The 17,009-nt window shown below is 46.4% G+C and carries 15 protein-coding genes; 5 read left to right on the forward strand and 10 right to left on the reverse strand.

Going from position 1 to position 17,009, the window contains the following annotated elements; translation table 11 throughout:
* Position 1: 1 nt before the first annotated feature.
* From VC159_RS09715 to VC159_RS09740, 6 genes are all read right to left on the reverse strand, one after another.
* On the reverse strand, positions 2-1,279 hold the full coding sequence (locus VC159_RS09715; protein ID WP_323473456.1) for a glutamate-5-semialdehyde dehydrogenase: 1,278 nt from the start codon (positions 1,277-1,279) through the stop codon (positions 2-4).
* Between the two features lie 18 nt (positions 1,280-1,297).
* Positions 1,298-2,359, reverse strand: coding sequence for a DNA polymerase III subunit delta (gene holA / locus VC159_RS09720; protein ID WP_323473457.1), 1,062 nt, complete (start codon positions 2,357-2,359; stop codon positions 1,298-1,300).
* 14 nt (positions 2,360-2,373) lie between these two features.
* Positions 2,374-2,901: an LPS assembly lipoprotein LptE gene (gene lptE / locus VC159_RS09725; RefSeq protein ID WP_323473458.1), complete on the reverse strand. Its 528-nt coding sequence runs from the start codon at positions 2,899-2,901 to the stop codon at positions 2,374-2,376.
* Positions 2,902-2,915: 14 nt separating this feature from the next.
* On the reverse strand, positions 2,916-5,588 hold the full coding sequence (leuS, locus tag VC159_RS09730; protein ID WP_323473459.1) for a leucine--tRNA ligase: 2,673 nt from the start codon (positions 5,586-5,588) through the stop codon (positions 2,916-2,918).
* Between the two features lie 42 nt (positions 5,589-5,630).
* On the reverse strand, positions 5,631-6,431 hold the full coding sequence (dapB, locus tag VC159_RS09735) for a 4-hydroxy-tetrahydrodipicolinate reductase (protein WP_323473584.1): 801 nt from the start codon (positions 6,429-6,431) through the stop codon (positions 5,631-5,633).
* Between the two features lie 68 nt (positions 6,432-6,499).
* Positions 6,500-7,216: an outer membrane protein assembly factor BamE gene (locus VC159_RS09740; RefSeq protein ID WP_323473460.1), complete on the reverse strand. Its 717-nt coding sequence runs from the start codon at positions 7,214-7,216 to the stop codon at positions 6,500-6,502.
* Positions 7,217-7,265: 49 nt separating this feature from the next.
* On the opposite strand from VC159_RS09740, the gene fur reads away from it, so the two are divergent.
* Positions 7,266-7,718 (forward strand): ferric iron uptake transcriptional regulator, encoded by a 453-nt coding sequence (gene fur / locus VC159_RS09745; RefSeq protein ID WP_323473585.1) that lies wholly within the window; start codon positions 7,266-7,268, stop codon positions 7,716-7,718.
* 136 nt (positions 7,719-7,854) lie between these two features.
* Here the strand turns inward: fur and gap are convergent, their stop codons facing one another.
* Both gap and tkt read right to left on the reverse strand, forming a co-directional pair.
* Positions 7,855-8,883 carry a type I glyceraldehyde-3-phosphate dehydrogenase gene (gene gap / locus VC159_RS09750; RefSeq protein ID WP_323473461.1) on the reverse strand — a complete coding sequence of 343 codons (1,029 nt, stop codon included), beginning with the start codon at positions 8,881-8,883 and terminating at the stop codon, positions 7,855-7,857.
* A gap of 42 nt (positions 8,884-8,925) precedes the next feature.
* Positions 8,926-10,917: a transketolase gene (gene tkt, locus VC159_RS09755; RefSeq protein ID WP_323473462.1), complete on the reverse strand. Its 1,992-nt coding sequence runs from the start codon at positions 10,915-10,917 to the stop codon at positions 8,926-8,928.
* A gap of 43 nt (positions 10,918-10,960) precedes the next feature.
* On the opposite strand from tkt, the gene VC159_RS09760 reads away from it, so the two are divergent.
* A complete protein-coding gene (locus VC159_RS09760) occupies positions 10,961-11,722 on the forward strand; it encodes a 16S rRNA (uracil(1498)-N(3))-methyltransferase (protein ID WP_323473463.1) in 762 nt (253 codons plus the stop codon).
* A 33-nt stretch (positions 11,723-11,755) separates the two neighbouring features.
* Here VC159_RS09760 and VC159_RS09765 read toward each other — a convergent pair whose 3' ends face one another.
* Both VC159_RS09765 and VC159_RS09770 read right to left on the reverse strand, forming a co-directional pair.
* Complete coding sequence (locus tag VC159_RS09765) at positions 11,756-12,376, reverse strand: barstar family protein (RefSeq protein ID WP_215321414.1); 621 nt, start codon at positions 12,374-12,376, stop codon at positions 11,756-11,758.
* A gap of 128 nt (positions 12,377-12,504) precedes the next feature.
* Positions 12,505-14,826 (reverse strand): NADP-dependent malic enzyme, encoded by a 2,322-nt coding sequence (locus VC159_RS09770; RefSeq protein WP_323473464.1) that lies wholly within the window; start codon positions 14,824-14,826, stop codon positions 12,505-12,507.
* Positions 14,827-14,931: 105 nt separating this feature from the next.
* Between VC159_RS09770 and thiL the strand changes: the two genes are divergently transcribed.
* The 3 genes from thiL to VC159_RS09785 are packed head-to-tail and all read left to right on the forward strand — an operon-like array spanning position 14,932 to position 16,993.
* Positions 14,932-15,954 carry a thiamine-phosphate kinase gene (thiL, locus tag VC159_RS09775; protein WP_323473465.1) on the forward strand — a complete coding sequence of 341 codons (1,023 nt, stop codon included), beginning with the start codon at positions 14,932-14,934 and terminating at the stop codon, positions 15,952-15,954.
* Entirely contained in the window at positions 15,954-16,514 is a 561-nt protein-coding gene (locus VC159_RS09780; protein ID WP_323473466.1) for a phosphatidylglycerophosphatase A, read from the forward strand. The genes thiL and VC159_RS09780 overlap by 1 nt, the downstream gene beginning before the upstream one ends.
* The gene (locus VC159_RS09785) at positions 16,514-16,993 is read left to right on the forward strand and encodes a CinA family protein (RefSeq protein WP_215359001.1); all 480 of its coding nucleotides are present in this window, start codon (positions 16,514-16,516) and stop codon (positions 16,991-16,993) included. Before VC159_RS09780 ends, VC159_RS09785 begins: the two co-directional genes overlap by 1 nt.
* Positions 16,994-17,009 lie beyond the last annotated feature (16 nt).

Here is a 17,009-nt window from a genome sequence, read left to right on the forward strand (position 1 = left end):
TTTAAGTCCGAATCTCGCCATGGCCCATGACCACATACTTCAATGAGGTCAAACCATCCAGGCCAACAGGGCCGCGGGCATGCAATTTGTCATTAGAGATGCCGATTTCAGCCCCTAAGCCATATTCAAAGCCATCTGCAAAGCGAGTGCTGGCATTGACCATCACACTGGCGCTATCCACTTCACGCAAGAAGCGATCGGCCTGCGCTTTGTTATTAGTAATAATGGCATCCGTATGTTTGCTGCCATATTGCTCAATATGATTCATGGCTTCATCAATATTAGCCACTGTCTTAATAGATAAGATGGGAGCCAAGTACTCAGTTTGCCAATCCTCTTCTTTGGCATCGACCAGCTTCTGAAAGCCATTTGCTTCAAGGATTTTGCGAGTCAAGACATCAACCCGTAACTCCACACCTTTATCTTGATAAATTTTGCAAAGCGTTGGCAAGACTTTCTGTGCAATATCTTGATTAACCAACAAGGTTTCCATCGCATTGCAAGGCGCATAGCGTTGAGTCTTGGCGTTATCACATACCTTCACTGCCATTGCTATGTCCGCATCAGCATCTATATAAGTATGACAAATTCCGTCCAAGTGCTTAATCATTGGTACACGCGCTTCAGCCATAAGACGGGCAATCAAACTCTTACCACCACGAGGCACGATCACATCAATATATTGGGTCATAGTGATCATCTCGCCGACGGCGCTACGATCGGTAGTAGTCACCACTTGCACAGCATCTTTAGGTAAGCCAGCAGCAGCCAGACCCTCTTGAATAATCTGGGCTAATAAAGTATTGGAATCAATTGCTTCGGAACCGCCACGCAAGATCACCGCATTGCCTGACTTTAAGCACAAAGCAGCTGCATCAATAGTGACGTTAGGACGAGATTCATAAATGATGCCAATCACACCCAAAGGCACGCGCATCTGACCCAACTCAATGCCGGAAGCCTGCTTTTGTAAAGCGGAAATTTTGCCAATCGGATCATCCAAAGAAACAATTTGCTCTAAACCCAAAGCCATGGTTTCAATCGTTTTAGGAGTCATAGTTAGGCGATCAACAAAAGCAGGATCTTGTCCATTGCCTTTTGCGCGCTCTACATCCACTTGATTAATCTTCTGAATTTCAGCGGCCTGCTGACGAACTACCTTAGCAATATGCAATAAAGCCTGATTCTTTTGCTCGCTTGATGCACGCGCCATCGCACGCGAAGCCGCACGCGCTCGCATCCCAATGTCTTGCATCATTTCTTGAATGGATGAACTCATTTCTTAATCTCTTATTTCTTAACGGAGTAAATTTCCAACTAAACGCAAACCATCCCAAGGATCGGCAGGTAATTCAGCCGCATGCAAACCTTTTACTTGGCGATCCAATCCTGCCGCAACCTGCATCGCTCTTCGTAGCTTGAGGGGCTGAACCCTTCTCAATGCTGCTGGGTATAAACGCTCTTTATTTCCCCAAATTCGGTTGGCCCGCATCAAGTTCTGTACTGATTCGCCAGCATCGCTTGCAGCCTTCAATTTAGATAGTATCCGAAGCTCTTCAGTTACGCTCCATAGAATCAATACCAGCGGCTCACCCTCACCTTTGAGGCCATCCAGCATGCGATTGAGCCTAGCTAGGTCACCGGCTAGCATTGACTCAGTCAATTCAAAGACGTTATAGCGCGCCACCTTCAAAATGGATGAGCGAATTTGCTCCTCAGTCAATTTTCCTACGGGGTATAACAACCCCAACTTCAAAATTTCTTGATGAGCAGCGATGAGATTGCCTTCTACCTGATCAGCAATAAATTCAAGTGCGCGCTGACCTTCTGGACCCGGCTCTACTTCTTGATTTTGGCGCTTAAGTCGTCCAGCGATCCACTGCGGCAAATGACTGCGATCCAAAGAATCAATCTGAATTGCCATGCCAGCATCATCTAAAGCACTGAACCACGCAGAAGTCTTAGTCTTGCCATCCAGACGAGGCAACACAATACAGACAACAGTGTCTGGACCATCTGATCCCATAGGCTGTGCAGCAATTTGAGATGCGAACTGTTTAAGAGCGTCAGCGCCATCGCGCCCAGGCTTACCAGTCGGAATGCGTAGTTCGACCCAACGCTTATCGCCAAATAAAGACATGGTCTGACCAGCACTCAGAAGAGCGCTCCAATCAAATCCACGCTCTTGCAATAAGACTTCGCGTTCAGTGAAGTTTTGTTTCTTGGCAGCGGCCCGCAATTGATCCATTGCTTCCATCATCAATAGCGGCTCATCGCCACTAAAGATATAGAGTGGCAACATTGCACCACCAGAACTCAAAGACTTGAGGTGCACCTGCAAGGCATCAACTTTAACCATGCCTTAATCTGCCTCTAAAAAGCTCTTGATTGCGGGGCTTTTGCAGCCGCTGCAACGCGACGTAAGATCTGAATAGCCAGGTCCTTACGCATCAGAGTTAAAAACTGTTGAATCTGTACATCGGTAGCCAACACAGTAGAGACAGTGAAGTCCATATCGCGCGTCATGTAAATCTCTGCCTCAGGTACGATTTCTGCTCCAGCCAAATCGAAAGCCCTAAAACCAACACGGATATTGAGTCGATATGCAGATACCTGACCATTGGAGTTGTAAGCCAAAATCTCACGACCATTGATGTCATTGGTAATTTCCAAGATGAGATCTGCATCTTTAGGATTGATAGCAACCTTCGCATCCGTGCCCGTCAGAATCGCCGTCTGCAAGTCCGCCCTGAGAGGTGGAGATGGATTGCCGGTAATGGCAATCACCTTAAACGGCAAATCCACCATGCCTCGCAAGCGATAGCCACAAGCGATCAATCCACTGAATGGAGCAGTAGCAATTAAGCCCAGCATTGCACGACGAAGGGAATTTACGCTCATGTCTCTTTTTCTATTTAAGCAACAATATTGACCAAACGTCCAGGCACCACAATTACCTTTTTCGGTGAATTGCCATTCAATGCTTTTTGAGCAGCCTCACTTTGTAAAGCCAATGACTCAACTTGCTCTTTACTTGCGTCTGCTGGCACCTTAATATCACCACGCAACTTGCCATTAATCTGAAGCATCAAAGTCAACTCGGTCTGCACCAATGCCGCCTCATCTACCGCAGGCCATGGAGCATCAAGTAAAGGCCCGTAAGTCTTTGTATAACCAAGATCTTTCCACAACACATGGGTCATGTGTGGAACTACTGGATAGAGAACGCGCAATAAGATGCTCAGACATTCACGCAATACTGGCGCACTGATAGCGGCGTTCTGGTCCAACTTGATAGGCTCAAGAATATTGAGCATCTTCATCGCAGCAGAAACCACCGTGTTGTATTGACGACGTTGATAGTCAAAATTAGCTTGCTTCAAAATCGTATGCACTTCTCGGCGCAGTTCTTTTTCAGCATCACTCAAGTTGCTAGGCAAGCTATCAGAAGCGTCACGCAATGCGCCAGCTTGACTGCTGGAATACATCCAGACCCGACGTAAGAAACGAGAGGCACCATCTACACCTGCACCAGACCACTCTAACTGTTGCTCAGGAGGAGCGGCAAACATCACAAATAGACGCGCAGTATCAGCGCCATGCTGATCTATCAGAGCCTGGGGATCAACACCATTGTTCTTGCTCTTAGACATCTTCTCAACACCACCAATAATTACGGGCGTATTGGAAGTGTCACCTATTAACTTAGCGCCTTGCGGACGACCCTTTTCATCAAGGTCTAATTCCACATCCAAGGGATTAAGCCAAGTCTTTTTTCCCGAAGCATCTTCAGAATAGTAAGTCTCATTCAAGACCATGCCCTGAGTAAGTAAATTCTGGAAGGGCTCATCAAAGGTTATGAGATTGAGGTCGCGCATGACCTTAGTCCAGAAGCGCGCATAGAGTAAATGCAAAATCGCATGCTCTATACCGCCAATGTACTGATCCATTGGCATCCAATATTCATTGCGCTCATCAACCATGGTCTTAGCATCAGGTCCGGTATAGCGCATGAAATACCAAGAGGAATCTACAAAGGTATCCATAGTGTCAGTTTCACGTCGCGCAGGCTTGCCACACTTCGGACACTTCACATTCAAGAAGTCAGCACGCTTATTGAGTGGATTACCGCTGCCATCAGGTACGCAATCTTCCGGCAATACTACTGGCAGGTCTGCCTCAGGTACAGGCACAGCACCACAACCAGGATTGCTGTCATCGCCACAATGAATGATCGGAATCGGCGTACCCCAATAGCGCTGACGAGAAATACCCCAATCACGCAATCGATAGGTAGTCTTGATTTCGCCAATGCCGAGCTTTTCAAATTCTTTCGCAACAGCGCTCACCGCCTCTTCATGGGATAAGCCATCAAACTGAGCGCTGTTAAAACAAACTACACCTTCTTTTTGGGCATACCAATCTTCCCAGCGAGTGGCATTAAACATTGGCGACTCGCCTTTGAGGGCAATTACTTGCTTAATTGGCAACTCATACTTCAGCGCAAAAGCAAAGTCACGTTCATCGTGAGCCGGCACACCCATGACTGCACCATCGCCATAAGACATTAATACATAATTACCAACCCAGACGGGTACTGGCTCATGAGTTAAAGGATGTGTGACATATAAGCCAGTAAACATCCCCTCTTTTTCTTGAGTAGCTAAATCCGCCTCGATCACGCTACCTGTTTTGCATTTCTCAATAAATGCAGCAAGCTTTGGATTGTCAGCGGCTGCCTTAGTAGCCAATGGATGCTCTGCTGCCACTGCACAGAAGGTAACACCCATGATGGTATCTGCGCGCGTAGTGAACACATACAAAAGACCGTCTTGAATAAAGTTACCGTGCTCATCAGCAATGTCATGCTTAAAAGCAAAACGCACGCCACGGCTTTTACCGATCCAGTTTTGCTGCATGGTCTTGACGCGCTCAGGCCAGCCCAAGCCATCTAAACCAGAAAGCAATGGTTCTGCATAAGCAGTGATATTGAAGTAATAACCAGGGATCTCGCGCTTCTCTACTAAAGCGCCAGAGCGCCAACCACGACCATCAATCACTTGCTCATTTGCTAAAACAGTTTGATCAATTGGATCCCAATTCACCACTTGCGTTTTGCGATAGGCGATACCTTTTTCGAGCATCTTTAAAAAGAGCCACTGATTCCAACGATAGTAGTCAGGACTACAGGTAGCCACTTCACGTGACCAATCGATCGCTAAACCCATCGCAGCCATTTGCTTTTTCATATAAGCAATGTTGTCGTAGGTCCATTTAGCGGGAGGGACTTTATTCTGAATAGCTGCATTTTCTGCAGGCATGCCAAAGGCATCCCAACCCATAGGCATGAGGACGTTATAGCCCTGCATGCGGAGCTGACGTGCCATCACATCGTTAATGGTGTAGTTGCGTACGTGCCCCATGTGGAGCTTGCCAGATGGATAAGGCAACATTGAGCAGGCGTAGTACTTTGGTTTCTGCTTACCCTGCGCATCAACTGCGTTCTCGGCTACTTGATAGACTTGCGCACTTTCCCAATCAGCTTGCGCTGCCGCTTCAATACTGCGGTAGTCGTAATCCTTGCTCATTCTTCGACAACTCTTTTCTTCTATTTTTGATTGATTGACTAATTATTTACGTAAGCCGAGAACATCTTGCATATCGAATAAACCAGCACTTTGGTTTTGCAAGAAACGGGCTGCACGCAATGAACCTTGCGCATAGGACTGACGACTTGAAGATTTATGACTAATCTCAATACGTTCGCCATCACCTGCAAATAAGACAGTATGGTCACCAACAATATCGCCACCACGAATCGTTGCAAAACCAATTGAGCCTTCTTTGCGCTCACCCGTATGACCTTCACGGGCATACACAGCAACGTCATCGAGCTTTTCACCTAAAGCATCCGCAATCACTTCACCCATCTTGAGTGCAGTACCAGAAGGAGCATCCACCTTATGCTTATGATGAGCCTCAATAATCTCAATGTCATAACCTTGATTGAGCATTTTTGCAGCGATCTCCAGCAACTTAAAAGTCGCATTCACACCCACACTCATATTTGGCGCAAAAACGATCGCTAACTTTGCAGACGCTGTTTTCAAGCTCGCAATTTGATCGGTAGTTAGGCCTGTTGTACCGATAATCATTTTGGTGCCGGTCTTTTCGGCAACAGCCAAATGGGCCATGGTGCCCTCAGGCCTGGTGAAGTCGATTAAGAATTGTGCATTAGCTAAAACCTGGGCAACATCAGAGGAAATCAGTACGCCAGTTTTTTTGCCCAAAAAGGCGCCAGCGTCTTCACCCAACTGTGGGCAAGCATTATGCTCAAGCGCACCAACCAACTGTGCATCAGTTGTATTGAGAACGGTCTCAATCAACATCTTACCCATACGCCCTGTTGCGCCTGCTATTGCAATCTTCATCATTTTTCTTCGCTTCTGATTAAAAGTTGCTGAAGAAACTCACTTCAGCATCAACACATAAGTAATTTTTACTTGGCTTCACTAGCCTGCGGAACATTAAGAGCGCCAGGCCCTAATGGCTCAGGCTGAACATTTGGATCCTTTTTAGAAAAACTAAAATAGTCCCAGAATGAACTGCTAGTATTAGCTGGCGGTATGGCTACACCAGCCGCTAAATTATCCGTTTTACTTGGCACCATGAGTTCAGGCTGCTGCAATGGTGGGGTAACAGGTGGCTTATTGGTGCCCGTGATGACTTCCCAGAACGAACGCTTGGTTTTGGCGTAGTTATCAATCTCGGCAACCATCTCAACTTCTGTAGGCAAAGCATCACCTTCAAACTTCACCACTTTGTCGCCATCAAAGAACACTGTGACATGACGATCTTTGCCCATGACCTGACCAGCGCGCTTAAATTCAAAAATATAGTCCCAGCGATTTGCGTGGAAGTAACTTGCTAATAATGGTGTGCCTAAAATTTGACGCACCTGCTCACGCGTCATGCCTAACTGCAACTTAGCGTACTGCTCGCTAGAAATGAAGTTGCCTTGCACAACATCGGGGACATAAGGTCTAAAAATCTTATTCATCCAAGCGCGTTGAGTTTCATCAACTGCGGTAGAGCATCCAGTTACCCCCAGCAAACCAAACAAGGCAAGAGCGATTATTCCCAATCGGATTGGTGAATAAGCACCCTTCAGAATCGGGTTCAAAAGACGGGTAAAAAGTTCAAGGCAATTTTGCATGGCTGGCCGTATCATTAAGACATTGATTTTAGCTCCCAATGCCATAAATATGACCCAAAACCCTAGCCCTGAAGATTTACGCGATATTGGCCTAAAAGCTACCGGTCCAAGGATGAAAATCCTCGATTTTTTTCATCAAAACGGTGGCACGCACTTTAGCGCTGAAGATGTCTTTATGGCCTTGGCCAAAGAAGATAAAGAGATCGGTTTAGCAACGGTTTACCGGGTGCTGACTCAGTTTGAGCGGGCTGGCCTCCTATTGCGAAGCCATTTTGAATCCAGTAAAGGCGATAGCAGGGCTATCTATGAACTCAATGAGGGCCAGCACCATGATCACCTGGTGTGCATTGATTGCGGCCATGTTGAGGAGTTTGTTGACGAAGCTATTGAAAAAAGGCAGCGTGATATTGCCAAAAACCTCGGCTTTAAGCTCCAAGAGCATGCTTTGGCCATGTATGGTCACTGTCTAAAGAAAAATTGCCGCAACAAACAAGCTAAATAAAACAGTCAAAATAAGCCGTTTTCAGCACTGTGGAAGCAAAAAAGACCTCAAATTGAGGTCTTTTTTACATAATTAAGCCTAAAAGTACGATTTAAGCGTTTTTTAGCAACTTTTAGGTGCTCTTAGCTATTTTTTCTTACTTTACAGCCATTAATGCTTCTGCAGCATTCAGCATCTGCACTGAATAACCCCATTCGTTGTCATACCAAGCCAATACCTTCACCAGCTTGCCATCTGCAGAGACGCGAGTTTGGGAGGCGTCATAAATACTTGGGCGTGGGTCATGGTTAAAGTCGATAGACACCAAGGGCAATGTATTGAAGCCCAAAATACCTTTGAGCTCTCCCTCGCTAGCGGTCTTGAGAATGGCATTCACCTCATCGACGCTGGTGGCACGACTTGCAGCAAAAGTCAGATCCACAACGGAAACATTAATGACTGGTACACGCATCGCGAAGCCATCAAAACGACCTGCCAACGCCGGCAAAACCAAACCAACTGCCTTAGCAGCACCCGTCTTCGTTGGGATCATGCTGGTAACAGCAGAACGCGCACGACGCATATCCTTGTGATACACATCTGTTAACACTTGGTCATTAGTAAATGCATGAATAGTAGTCATCAAACCAGATTCAATGCCAATCTTTTCTAAGAGCGGTTTAACTAATGGAGCCAAACAGTTTGTTGTGCAACTGGCATTAGATACAACCACATGGCTTGGCTTCAGCACATTTTGGTTTACGCCGTAAACGATTGTTGCGTCTACATCTTTTTCACCAGGAGCAGAAATCAAAACTTTCTTCGCACCCTGCTCGATATGGATCATGGCTTTTTCTTTTGAAGTGAACTTACCAGTACATTCCAAAACTAAATCAACGCCCAAATCGCCCCATGGAGTTTCTGCAGGATTACGTGTGCAGAACATTTTGATGCGATCGCCATTAACTACCATGCAATCACCATCAACAGATACATCCGCTGGGAAGCGGCCATGAGCAGAGTCATACTTTGTAAGGTGGGCATTAATAGCAATATCACCCATTGCATTAATTGCGACGATCTTGATATCACGACGTGGCTTGCCGTTTACTTGATCTTCATACAAGGCACGTAATACCATGCGTCCAATACGCCCATAACCATTAATTGCGACACGAATTGTCATTTATTTCCCCTTACTAATATTGAATTTACTTTGTACTGTGATTTATTTCTTTGCGACGCATTGTTTAACTGTCTTCGCAATCTGATCAACCGTTAAACCAAAATATTCATACAACAATGGTGCGGGCGCTGATTCGCCAAAGGTATCTACACCATGAACTGCTGCGCAACCATACTTCCACCAGAAGTCACTCACGCCCGCTTCAACTGCAATGCGCGGAGTATTCGCAGGCAATACTTTTGCTTTGTAGGCAGCATCTTGTTGATCAAAGACAGTGGTTGATGGAATTGAAACCACTCGAATACCCAAACCTTCTTTTTCTAACTGCTGTGCAGTTTGTAATGCAAGTGCAATTTCAGAACCAGTCGCAATAATGACCGCATCAATCTTCCCAGAAGGATCACGCAAAACATAACCGCCGCGTGCGATTTCTTTAATTTGTGCAGGAGTACGAGATACAAATGGACAATTCTGACGACTAAAGATCAGGGCGCTAGGTCCATTTTTACGTTCAATGGCTGAGCCCCAGGCTACAGCGCTCTCCGTGGTGTCACAAGGACGCCAAACCATCAGGTTCGGTATGAGACGCAAACTAGCTACATGCTCCACAGACTGATGGGTTGGACCATCCTCACCCAAGCCAATTGAGTCGTGGGTAAAGACAAAAATACTCCGCAATTTCATCAAGGCAGCCATACGCAAAGCGTTACGACTGTAATCGGAGAATGTTAAGAATGTGCCGCCAAATGGGATGTAACCACCGTGTAAGGCAATGCCGTTCATGATGGCGCTCATACCAAATTCACGAACGCCGTAATTAATATGGTTACCCCATTGATCCCCGCGCACAGGTTTGCATGAAGACCAATTAGTGAGGTTAGATCCTGTTAAGTCGGCAGAGCCTCCCATGAATTCTGGCAAGGCAGGCGCCAAAGCTTCGATCGCGTTCTGACTTGCTTTACGAGTCGCAATGGTTTCTGCTTTAGTTTGGCAAGTTTTTAAGTACGCATTCAATATAGATGAAAAATCTTTAGATAAATCACCCGCCATACGACGTTGCAATTCAGCAGCAAGCTCTGGAAATTTGTTTTTGTATTTCTGAAATTCTTTATTCCACTCATGCTCAGCTGCTTGACCACGCTTTTTAAAATCCCATGCCGCATAAATATCTTTCGGAATTTCAAATGGCGCGTACGGCCAATTCAATGCAACACGAGTAGCTGCAATTTCTGTCGCTCCCAATGGGGAGCCGTGTACCTTGTCACTACCCGCCATATTTGGTGAGCCTTGGCCAATCGCGGTCTTGCAGCAGATCAGGGTTGGCTTATCACTCTTTTTAGCCTTGGCAATCGCGGCAGATACGGCTTCTGCATCATGCCCGTCAACAGCACGAATCACATTCCAACCATAAGCCTCAAAACGCTTAGGGGTATCTTCGTTAAACCAAGAAACGACTTTGCCATCAATCGAGATGCCGTTGTCATCCCATAATGCAATAAGCTTATTGAGTTTGAGTGTGCCAGCCAAAGAACATACTTCATGGCTAATGCCCTCCATCAAACAGCCATCGCCTAAAAATACATAGGTGAAGTGATTAACAATATTAAAGCCAGGGCGATTAAATTCTTCTGCCAATAATTTTTCAGCAAGCGCCATGCCCACTGCATTCGAAATTCCTTGACCCAATGGACCAGTAGTTGTTTCTACGCCAGGAGTAATTCCATACTCAGGATGTCCTGGAGTTTTGCTATGCAATTGACGGAAATTTTTCAACTCTTCAATCGGCAAGTCGTAACCGGAAAGATGCAAGAGTGAATACAACAACATAGATCCGTGGCCATTAGATAAAACAAAACGATCGCGATCAATCCAATGGGGATCTGTTGGGTTATGTTTTAAATGTTCATTCCAAAGACCAACAGCAATATCTGCCATACCCATTGGCATGCCAGGGTGACCTGAGTTTGCCTGCTGTACTGCATCCATGGATAAGGCGCGAATGGCATTGGCCATACGAATTTGAAGATTTGACATCGTAAAAGTGGTCTCTGGAAAATTAATTGGCTATATTTCAGTAATGCCTCAATTTTATCTTCCCGGACCATGGGAATCCCAAAAGCCAACCGCCCTCTCCCCAGAGGTTGCCCACCATTTGCGCGTGAGACGTGTCCAAACCGGGGAATTCTTCCCCGTATTTGATGGAAAGGGGCAAGTTGCCAAGGGTGAGCTCCTCTCTTTGAGTGGGAAAACGGGTCAAGTCCAGCTAACGGATATCCGCACCGACACCCATCGCGAGACAACTTATGCCATTACTTTGGCCCAGGGATTGGCTGGTGGGGACAAAATGGACTGGATTGTTGAAAAAGCAGTAGAAACTGGCGCCCAAAATATTGCCCCGATGCAATGTGAACGCTCCATCCTCAAGCTTACCCGCTCCAGCGACCTAGAGCGTGCCCAAAAAAGGCTTGCCCACTGGGAAGGGATCATTCAAGCAGCTTGTGAGCAATGCGATCGCACTGTCCTTGCCAGCCTAGAACCCATTCAAACGTTTGAAGCGTATTTAAAGGCGAGCGGTAAACCCGCGCTTAAGTTATTACTGAGTCCTGATGCCACCAAAAGCCTGTATTCGGTGTTAATTGAAAATGATCCCCAAGATATCGTCTTAATGATCGGCCCTGAAGGAGGTCATTCACCTGAAGAAGAGGCACAAGCGCAAGCAGCAGGCTATCAATTAGTTTCACTGGGGGAGCGGGTACTCAGAACAGAAACAGCGGGTGTAGTGGCTATTACAGCCGTACACAGCATATGGAATCCTGAAATGCAAAATCGCCTCAAATAGAGGCGATTTATAAGGCTTGCAGGACTTTAGCGGTTAAGCAAAAGAATAGAAGACGCGGTATGGAGTGCGGCGCTCGGCCCAGAAATCAACGGCATCGCGGAAAACATCTAACAGCGTTTCACGAGCTTCTTTGTCAAACTTCTGAGTGCAAGGCAGTCCTTCGAGCACCACTACAAATCCAGGCTGTGGACCAGACTTATCTACGGTAGTCGTCAAAGCATCTAACAAAGGATCGTAATTTTTTGCCTGCTGCTTAGTAAATGAGTAAGCAATGGCAATCGATTCCAAAACCTCACCTTTAGTCATTGCATTTGCGCAATTGGCATAAATGAAGTGTTGACCCAATTCAGTTGCCGCTTCCTGCAAATCAGGAGTGCGGAAAGCGCGAATGGATTGAACGATATTAGGGCGCACACTGCGCAACATTGCCGGCGGTCCGGCATCGCGAACGGCCAAAGCGGCACGCCAAGAAGCTGTCACTTTTTTCCCCGAAACTTGATTTGCTGCATAGGTTTGTAAACGAGATAAACCGCCTTCAGCATAAATGTTGGCAGCGGATGATTCGGTTTCCAGTCGATCATTGCTATCCCAACTTTCAGCACGGCTATGTTCATCGAAGCTGGCTGTATTGCTGTTTTCAGAGCGATTATTCATGATGGGTGCTAGGTTACCCGTAACACGCCATCAAATCAAGCCCAAATACAGTGCATTTTATGTAAAGCACTGATTTATATAGAAATAATTTATGTAAGTTATTACTAACTTACATAAATTACCAATTCTTAAGAAATACCTCTGGCGTTACTTGCTGCCTCTACAACCGCCAAAGTTGTCACATTCACAATACGGCGCACAGTTGCGGCCGGAGTGAGGATGTGAATTGGCTTAGCAACACCCAGCAACAACGGGCCGATTGCAATGCCATTGCCTGCTGCTGTTTTTAGCAAGTTGTAAGAAATATTGGCAGCATCGATATTTGGCAGAACCAATAGATTGGCATCGCCCTTCAGTGAAGATGAAGATACTGCACCTTCACGAATGCTGGCATCTAAAGCGCTATCGCCATGCATCTCTCCATCAACCTCTAGAGTTGGATCTGCCTTTTGGAGCAATGCCAACACTTCACGCATCTTGACTGCGGAAGGTGCGTTGCTGGAGCCAAAATTCGAATGAGACAGCAAGGCAACTTTAGGAGCTAGCCCTAGCTTTCTCATTTCACTTGCGGCCATGAGAGTGAGATCTGCTAATTGTTCAGCAGTAGGATCAAGATTGATATGGGTGTCCACTAAAAATACTTGGCGACCCGGTAGGATCAAACCTGACATCGCACCATAAACATTCGCGCCAGGCTCATGTCCGATCACTTCATCAACATACTTCAAATGGGTGGCGATATTGCCAACCGTCCCAGAAATCATGCCATCAGCCATGCCTTTTTGAATCAACAGACTTCCAATCAAGCTATTGCGACGACGCACTTCCAACTTAGCAAACGACTGAGTTACGCCCTTGCGCTCTGTGAGTGCAAGGTAGGTTTGCCAGAAATCACGGAAGCGTGAATCATTCTCTGGATTCACAATCTCAAAGTCATCTCCCGCCTTCATGCGTAGGCCAAACTTCTCGATACGATGTTCGATCACCGCTGGGCGACCAATCAGAATTGGGGTAGCAAGATGCTCATCAATGATGATCTGCACTGCACGCAATACACGCTCATCTTCACCCTCGGCGAACACAATACGTTTTTGATTTGCTGGTACACGTTTAGCAATGCTAAAGAGTGGCTTCATCAAAGTACCTGAGTGGTACACGAATTGCTGCAACTGATTGCGATAGGCATCGAAATCTTTAATCGGACGTGAAGCTACGCCATCATCCATAGCTGCCTTAGCAACTGCCGGGGCAATCACCGTGATCAAGCGGGGGTCAAATGGCTTCGGAATCAAATACTCTGGACCAAAGGATAAGTTATCCAGGCCGTAAACAGACGCAACCACTTCGCTCTGCTCTGCTTGAGCCAATTCCGCTACAGCCTTGACCGCTGCGACTTCCATGCCACGGGTAATCGTTGTTGCACCCACATCTAATGCACCGCGAAAGATGAACGGGAAACACAAAACGTTATTCACTTGGTTCGGATAATCAGTACGGCCTGTTGCCATCACTGCATCTGGACGAACCGCTTTTACTTCTTCAGGCAAGATTTCTGGGGTTGGGTTTGCTAAGGCATAGACCAATGGCTTCGGTGCCATCTTCTTCACCATGTCTTGCTTAAGCACACCGCCAGCAGAAAGACCTAAGAAAATATCTGCACCTTCAATCGCTTGATCAAGCGTGCGCAGATCCGTCTCTTGGCAGAATGGCTCCTTCTCAGGATCCATCAACTCTTTACGGCCCTTGTATGCAACTCCAGCCAAGTCAGTAACCCAAATATTTTTACGCTGAATACCTAAATCAACTAATAGATCTAAACAGGCCAAGGCAGCAGCACCCGCTCCAGAAGTAACGAGCTTTACTTCCTCTACTTTTTTACCAACTACCTTCAAACCATTGATGATGGCGGCTGCAACCACAATCGCTGTGCCGTGTTGATCATCGTGAAAGACCGGAATCTTCATGCGCGCTTGCAACTTACGCTCGACCACAAAACAATCGGGCGCTTTAATGTCTTCTAAATTGATACCGCCAAACGTTGGCTCTAGTGCCGCAATAATTTCTACTAACTTATCGGGATCGTTTTCATTAACTTCGATATCGAAAACGTCAATGCCAGCAAACTTCTTAAAAAGAACTGCTTTACCTTCCATCACTGGCTTACTTGCCAGCGGTCCAATATTTCCCAAACCTAAAACAGCAGTGCCGTTGGTAATGACGCCAACTAAATTTCCACGGGCGGTGTACTTGAATGCATTTGCCGGATCTTTAACAATTTCTTCGCAAGGCGCTGCAACACCAGGCGTGTATGCAAGGGCTAAGTCTCGTTGATTGGTTAATTGTTTTGTTGGGGCAATTTCAATTTTTCCCGGAGTCGGAAACTCGTGGTACTGAAGCGCTGCCTCTCTTAAGGCTGCAATTTGTTGCTCTTTATTATTTTCTTTGCTCATCCACTAACTCGCTAAGTTCTGTCTTATCTTCATTTATCTAAGACTTATAAGACTTCAATTCTATTCCTCTCGGACATTCACCTCATAACCACCATAAAATGGGGTATGTCTTCTCGCTCTACCCCCCTAGGTGAATTTGACCTCATTGAACGTTTTTTCAAAACGGGTGCGGATGCATTGCGCACCAATGTGGATCAAGGCATTACCTTAGGCATTGGAGATGACTGCGCCCTGTTAAAACGGCCAACCAATGAAGAAATAGCTATTACCAGCGATATGTTGGTTGAAGGTAGGCACTTTTTTGCAGACGCCGATCCTGCGCTATTGGCGCGCAAAGCCCTAGCAGTCAACCTTTCAGACCTGGCGGCTATGGGGGCAAAACCTCTGGGATTTACCTTGGCAATTGCCCTGCCAGCATTAGATGAGGCCTGGCTAGAAGCTTTTTCTAAGGGGCTGTTTGCCATTGCCAAGGAGCATTCCTGCCCACTTATTGGCGGCGATACCACCGCCGGCCCCCTCACCATCTCTATTACCGCCTTTGGCAGCATCCCTGTCGGCAAAGCCATTCGGAGATCAGGCGCAAAGGTGGGTGATGATATTTGGGTTTCAGGAATGGTTGGTGATGCGCGACTTACTCTTGCTGCACTGCGTCATGAAATAAATCTATCTAGCGAAGATTTGCAACAGATCGAACACCGCATGCATCAACCCACCCCTAGGGTTGAATTAGGCGTTTACTTAAGAGATGCAGCAAGTGCAGCTTTAGATGTATCCGATGGCTTACTCGGTGACTTACGTCACATATTGAAGCAGTCAAAAGTTGATGCACAAATTCAGTTGGATCAATTACCAAAATCGAGCGTCTTGAAAAAACAAGAATCTTCTATTCAGAATTTATTTGCCGCATGTGGTGGCGATGACTATGAACTTTGCTTTACCGCACCATCAAGCCAGCAAGAAAAAATACAAGGGATTAGTAAGTCGCTTAACCTGCCACTAACACTCATTGGAAAAATACTTCCGAAAAAAGATGGTCAAGCAAGAGTATATTTACTGGACGCATCAGGAGCACTCCTGAGTGATTCACAAGCAGCCCCTTTCCTCAACTCATTTGACCACTTTGCCTGATGACTAATATTGAGCATTCCGCAGAAGTGAAACCAAATTTCAAATGGGTTTTTCAAACCGCTAGTCGAACTATTGCCTTTGGCTTTGGTAGTGGGCTAAGCCCTGTAGCTCCAGGTACTGCCGGCACGCTCTGGGCGTGGGCTGTATTCCTGCTAGGTGAATACTTTTTCAGTACAGCAGACTTTCTCTGGATTATTAGCGGCGGTATTTTGCTTGGCTGCTGGATCTGTGGCCATGTCAGCGAAGAGCTTGGGAAAAAAGATTTTGGCGGCATTGTTTGGGATGAAATTGTCGCGTTCTGGCTGGTGCTTATCTTCATCATGCCAGCTAATGTTTGGATGCAGTTGATTGCTTTTGCGCTATTTCGATTTTTTGATGCAATCAAACCAGGCCCTATTGGCATGATTGATCGTCACTTTAAAAATACAGCAAGTGATAGCGCGCAGCGATCAAGCTTCTTGAAAATTATTTGGCGAGGATTTGGAATTGTGGTGGATGATCTTGCCGCTGCATTTTGTACACTGCTCGCAGTAGCCTTAATACAGTTTCTCATTAGATAATGAATTCAACTGATCTCACCAAAACCTTAGCCGAGATTTTGCTCTCTAGAAACTGGACAGTATCCCTAGCCGAGTCTTGTACTGGTGGCCTTGTATCCGCTACCCTGACTGAACTTGCGGGCTCAAGCGAGTGGTTCGAACGTGGCTACATCACTTACAGCAATGAAGCGAAAACGGAGTGCCTGGATGTCCCAGCCCAGTTCATTGAGTCCCATGGGGCTGTTAGCGAGCCAGTAGCCAAGGCCATGGCCGAAGGTGCACGGATCAATTCTGGAAGCAATGTAGCTATTTCCATCACCGGTATAGCCGGGCCATCAGGCGGGGCCGCTGAGAAGCCCGTAGGCACAGTCTGTTTTGGCTGGGCCACCGAAAATCAAACCCTGACTAAAACCATGTATTTTGACGGTGATCGTCAAGCAGTAAGGCAGCAAGCAACAGCATTTGCGCTGACTGAGTTAATCGCACTACTCAGAAGTTAAGCGCAAATCCAGACCG

The organism is Polynucleobacter sp. JS-JIR-II-c23 (genome assembly GCF_035011225.1).
Classification (GTDB): Bacteria; Pseudomonadota; Gammaproteobacteria; order Burkholderiales; family Burkholderiaceae; genus Polynucleobacter.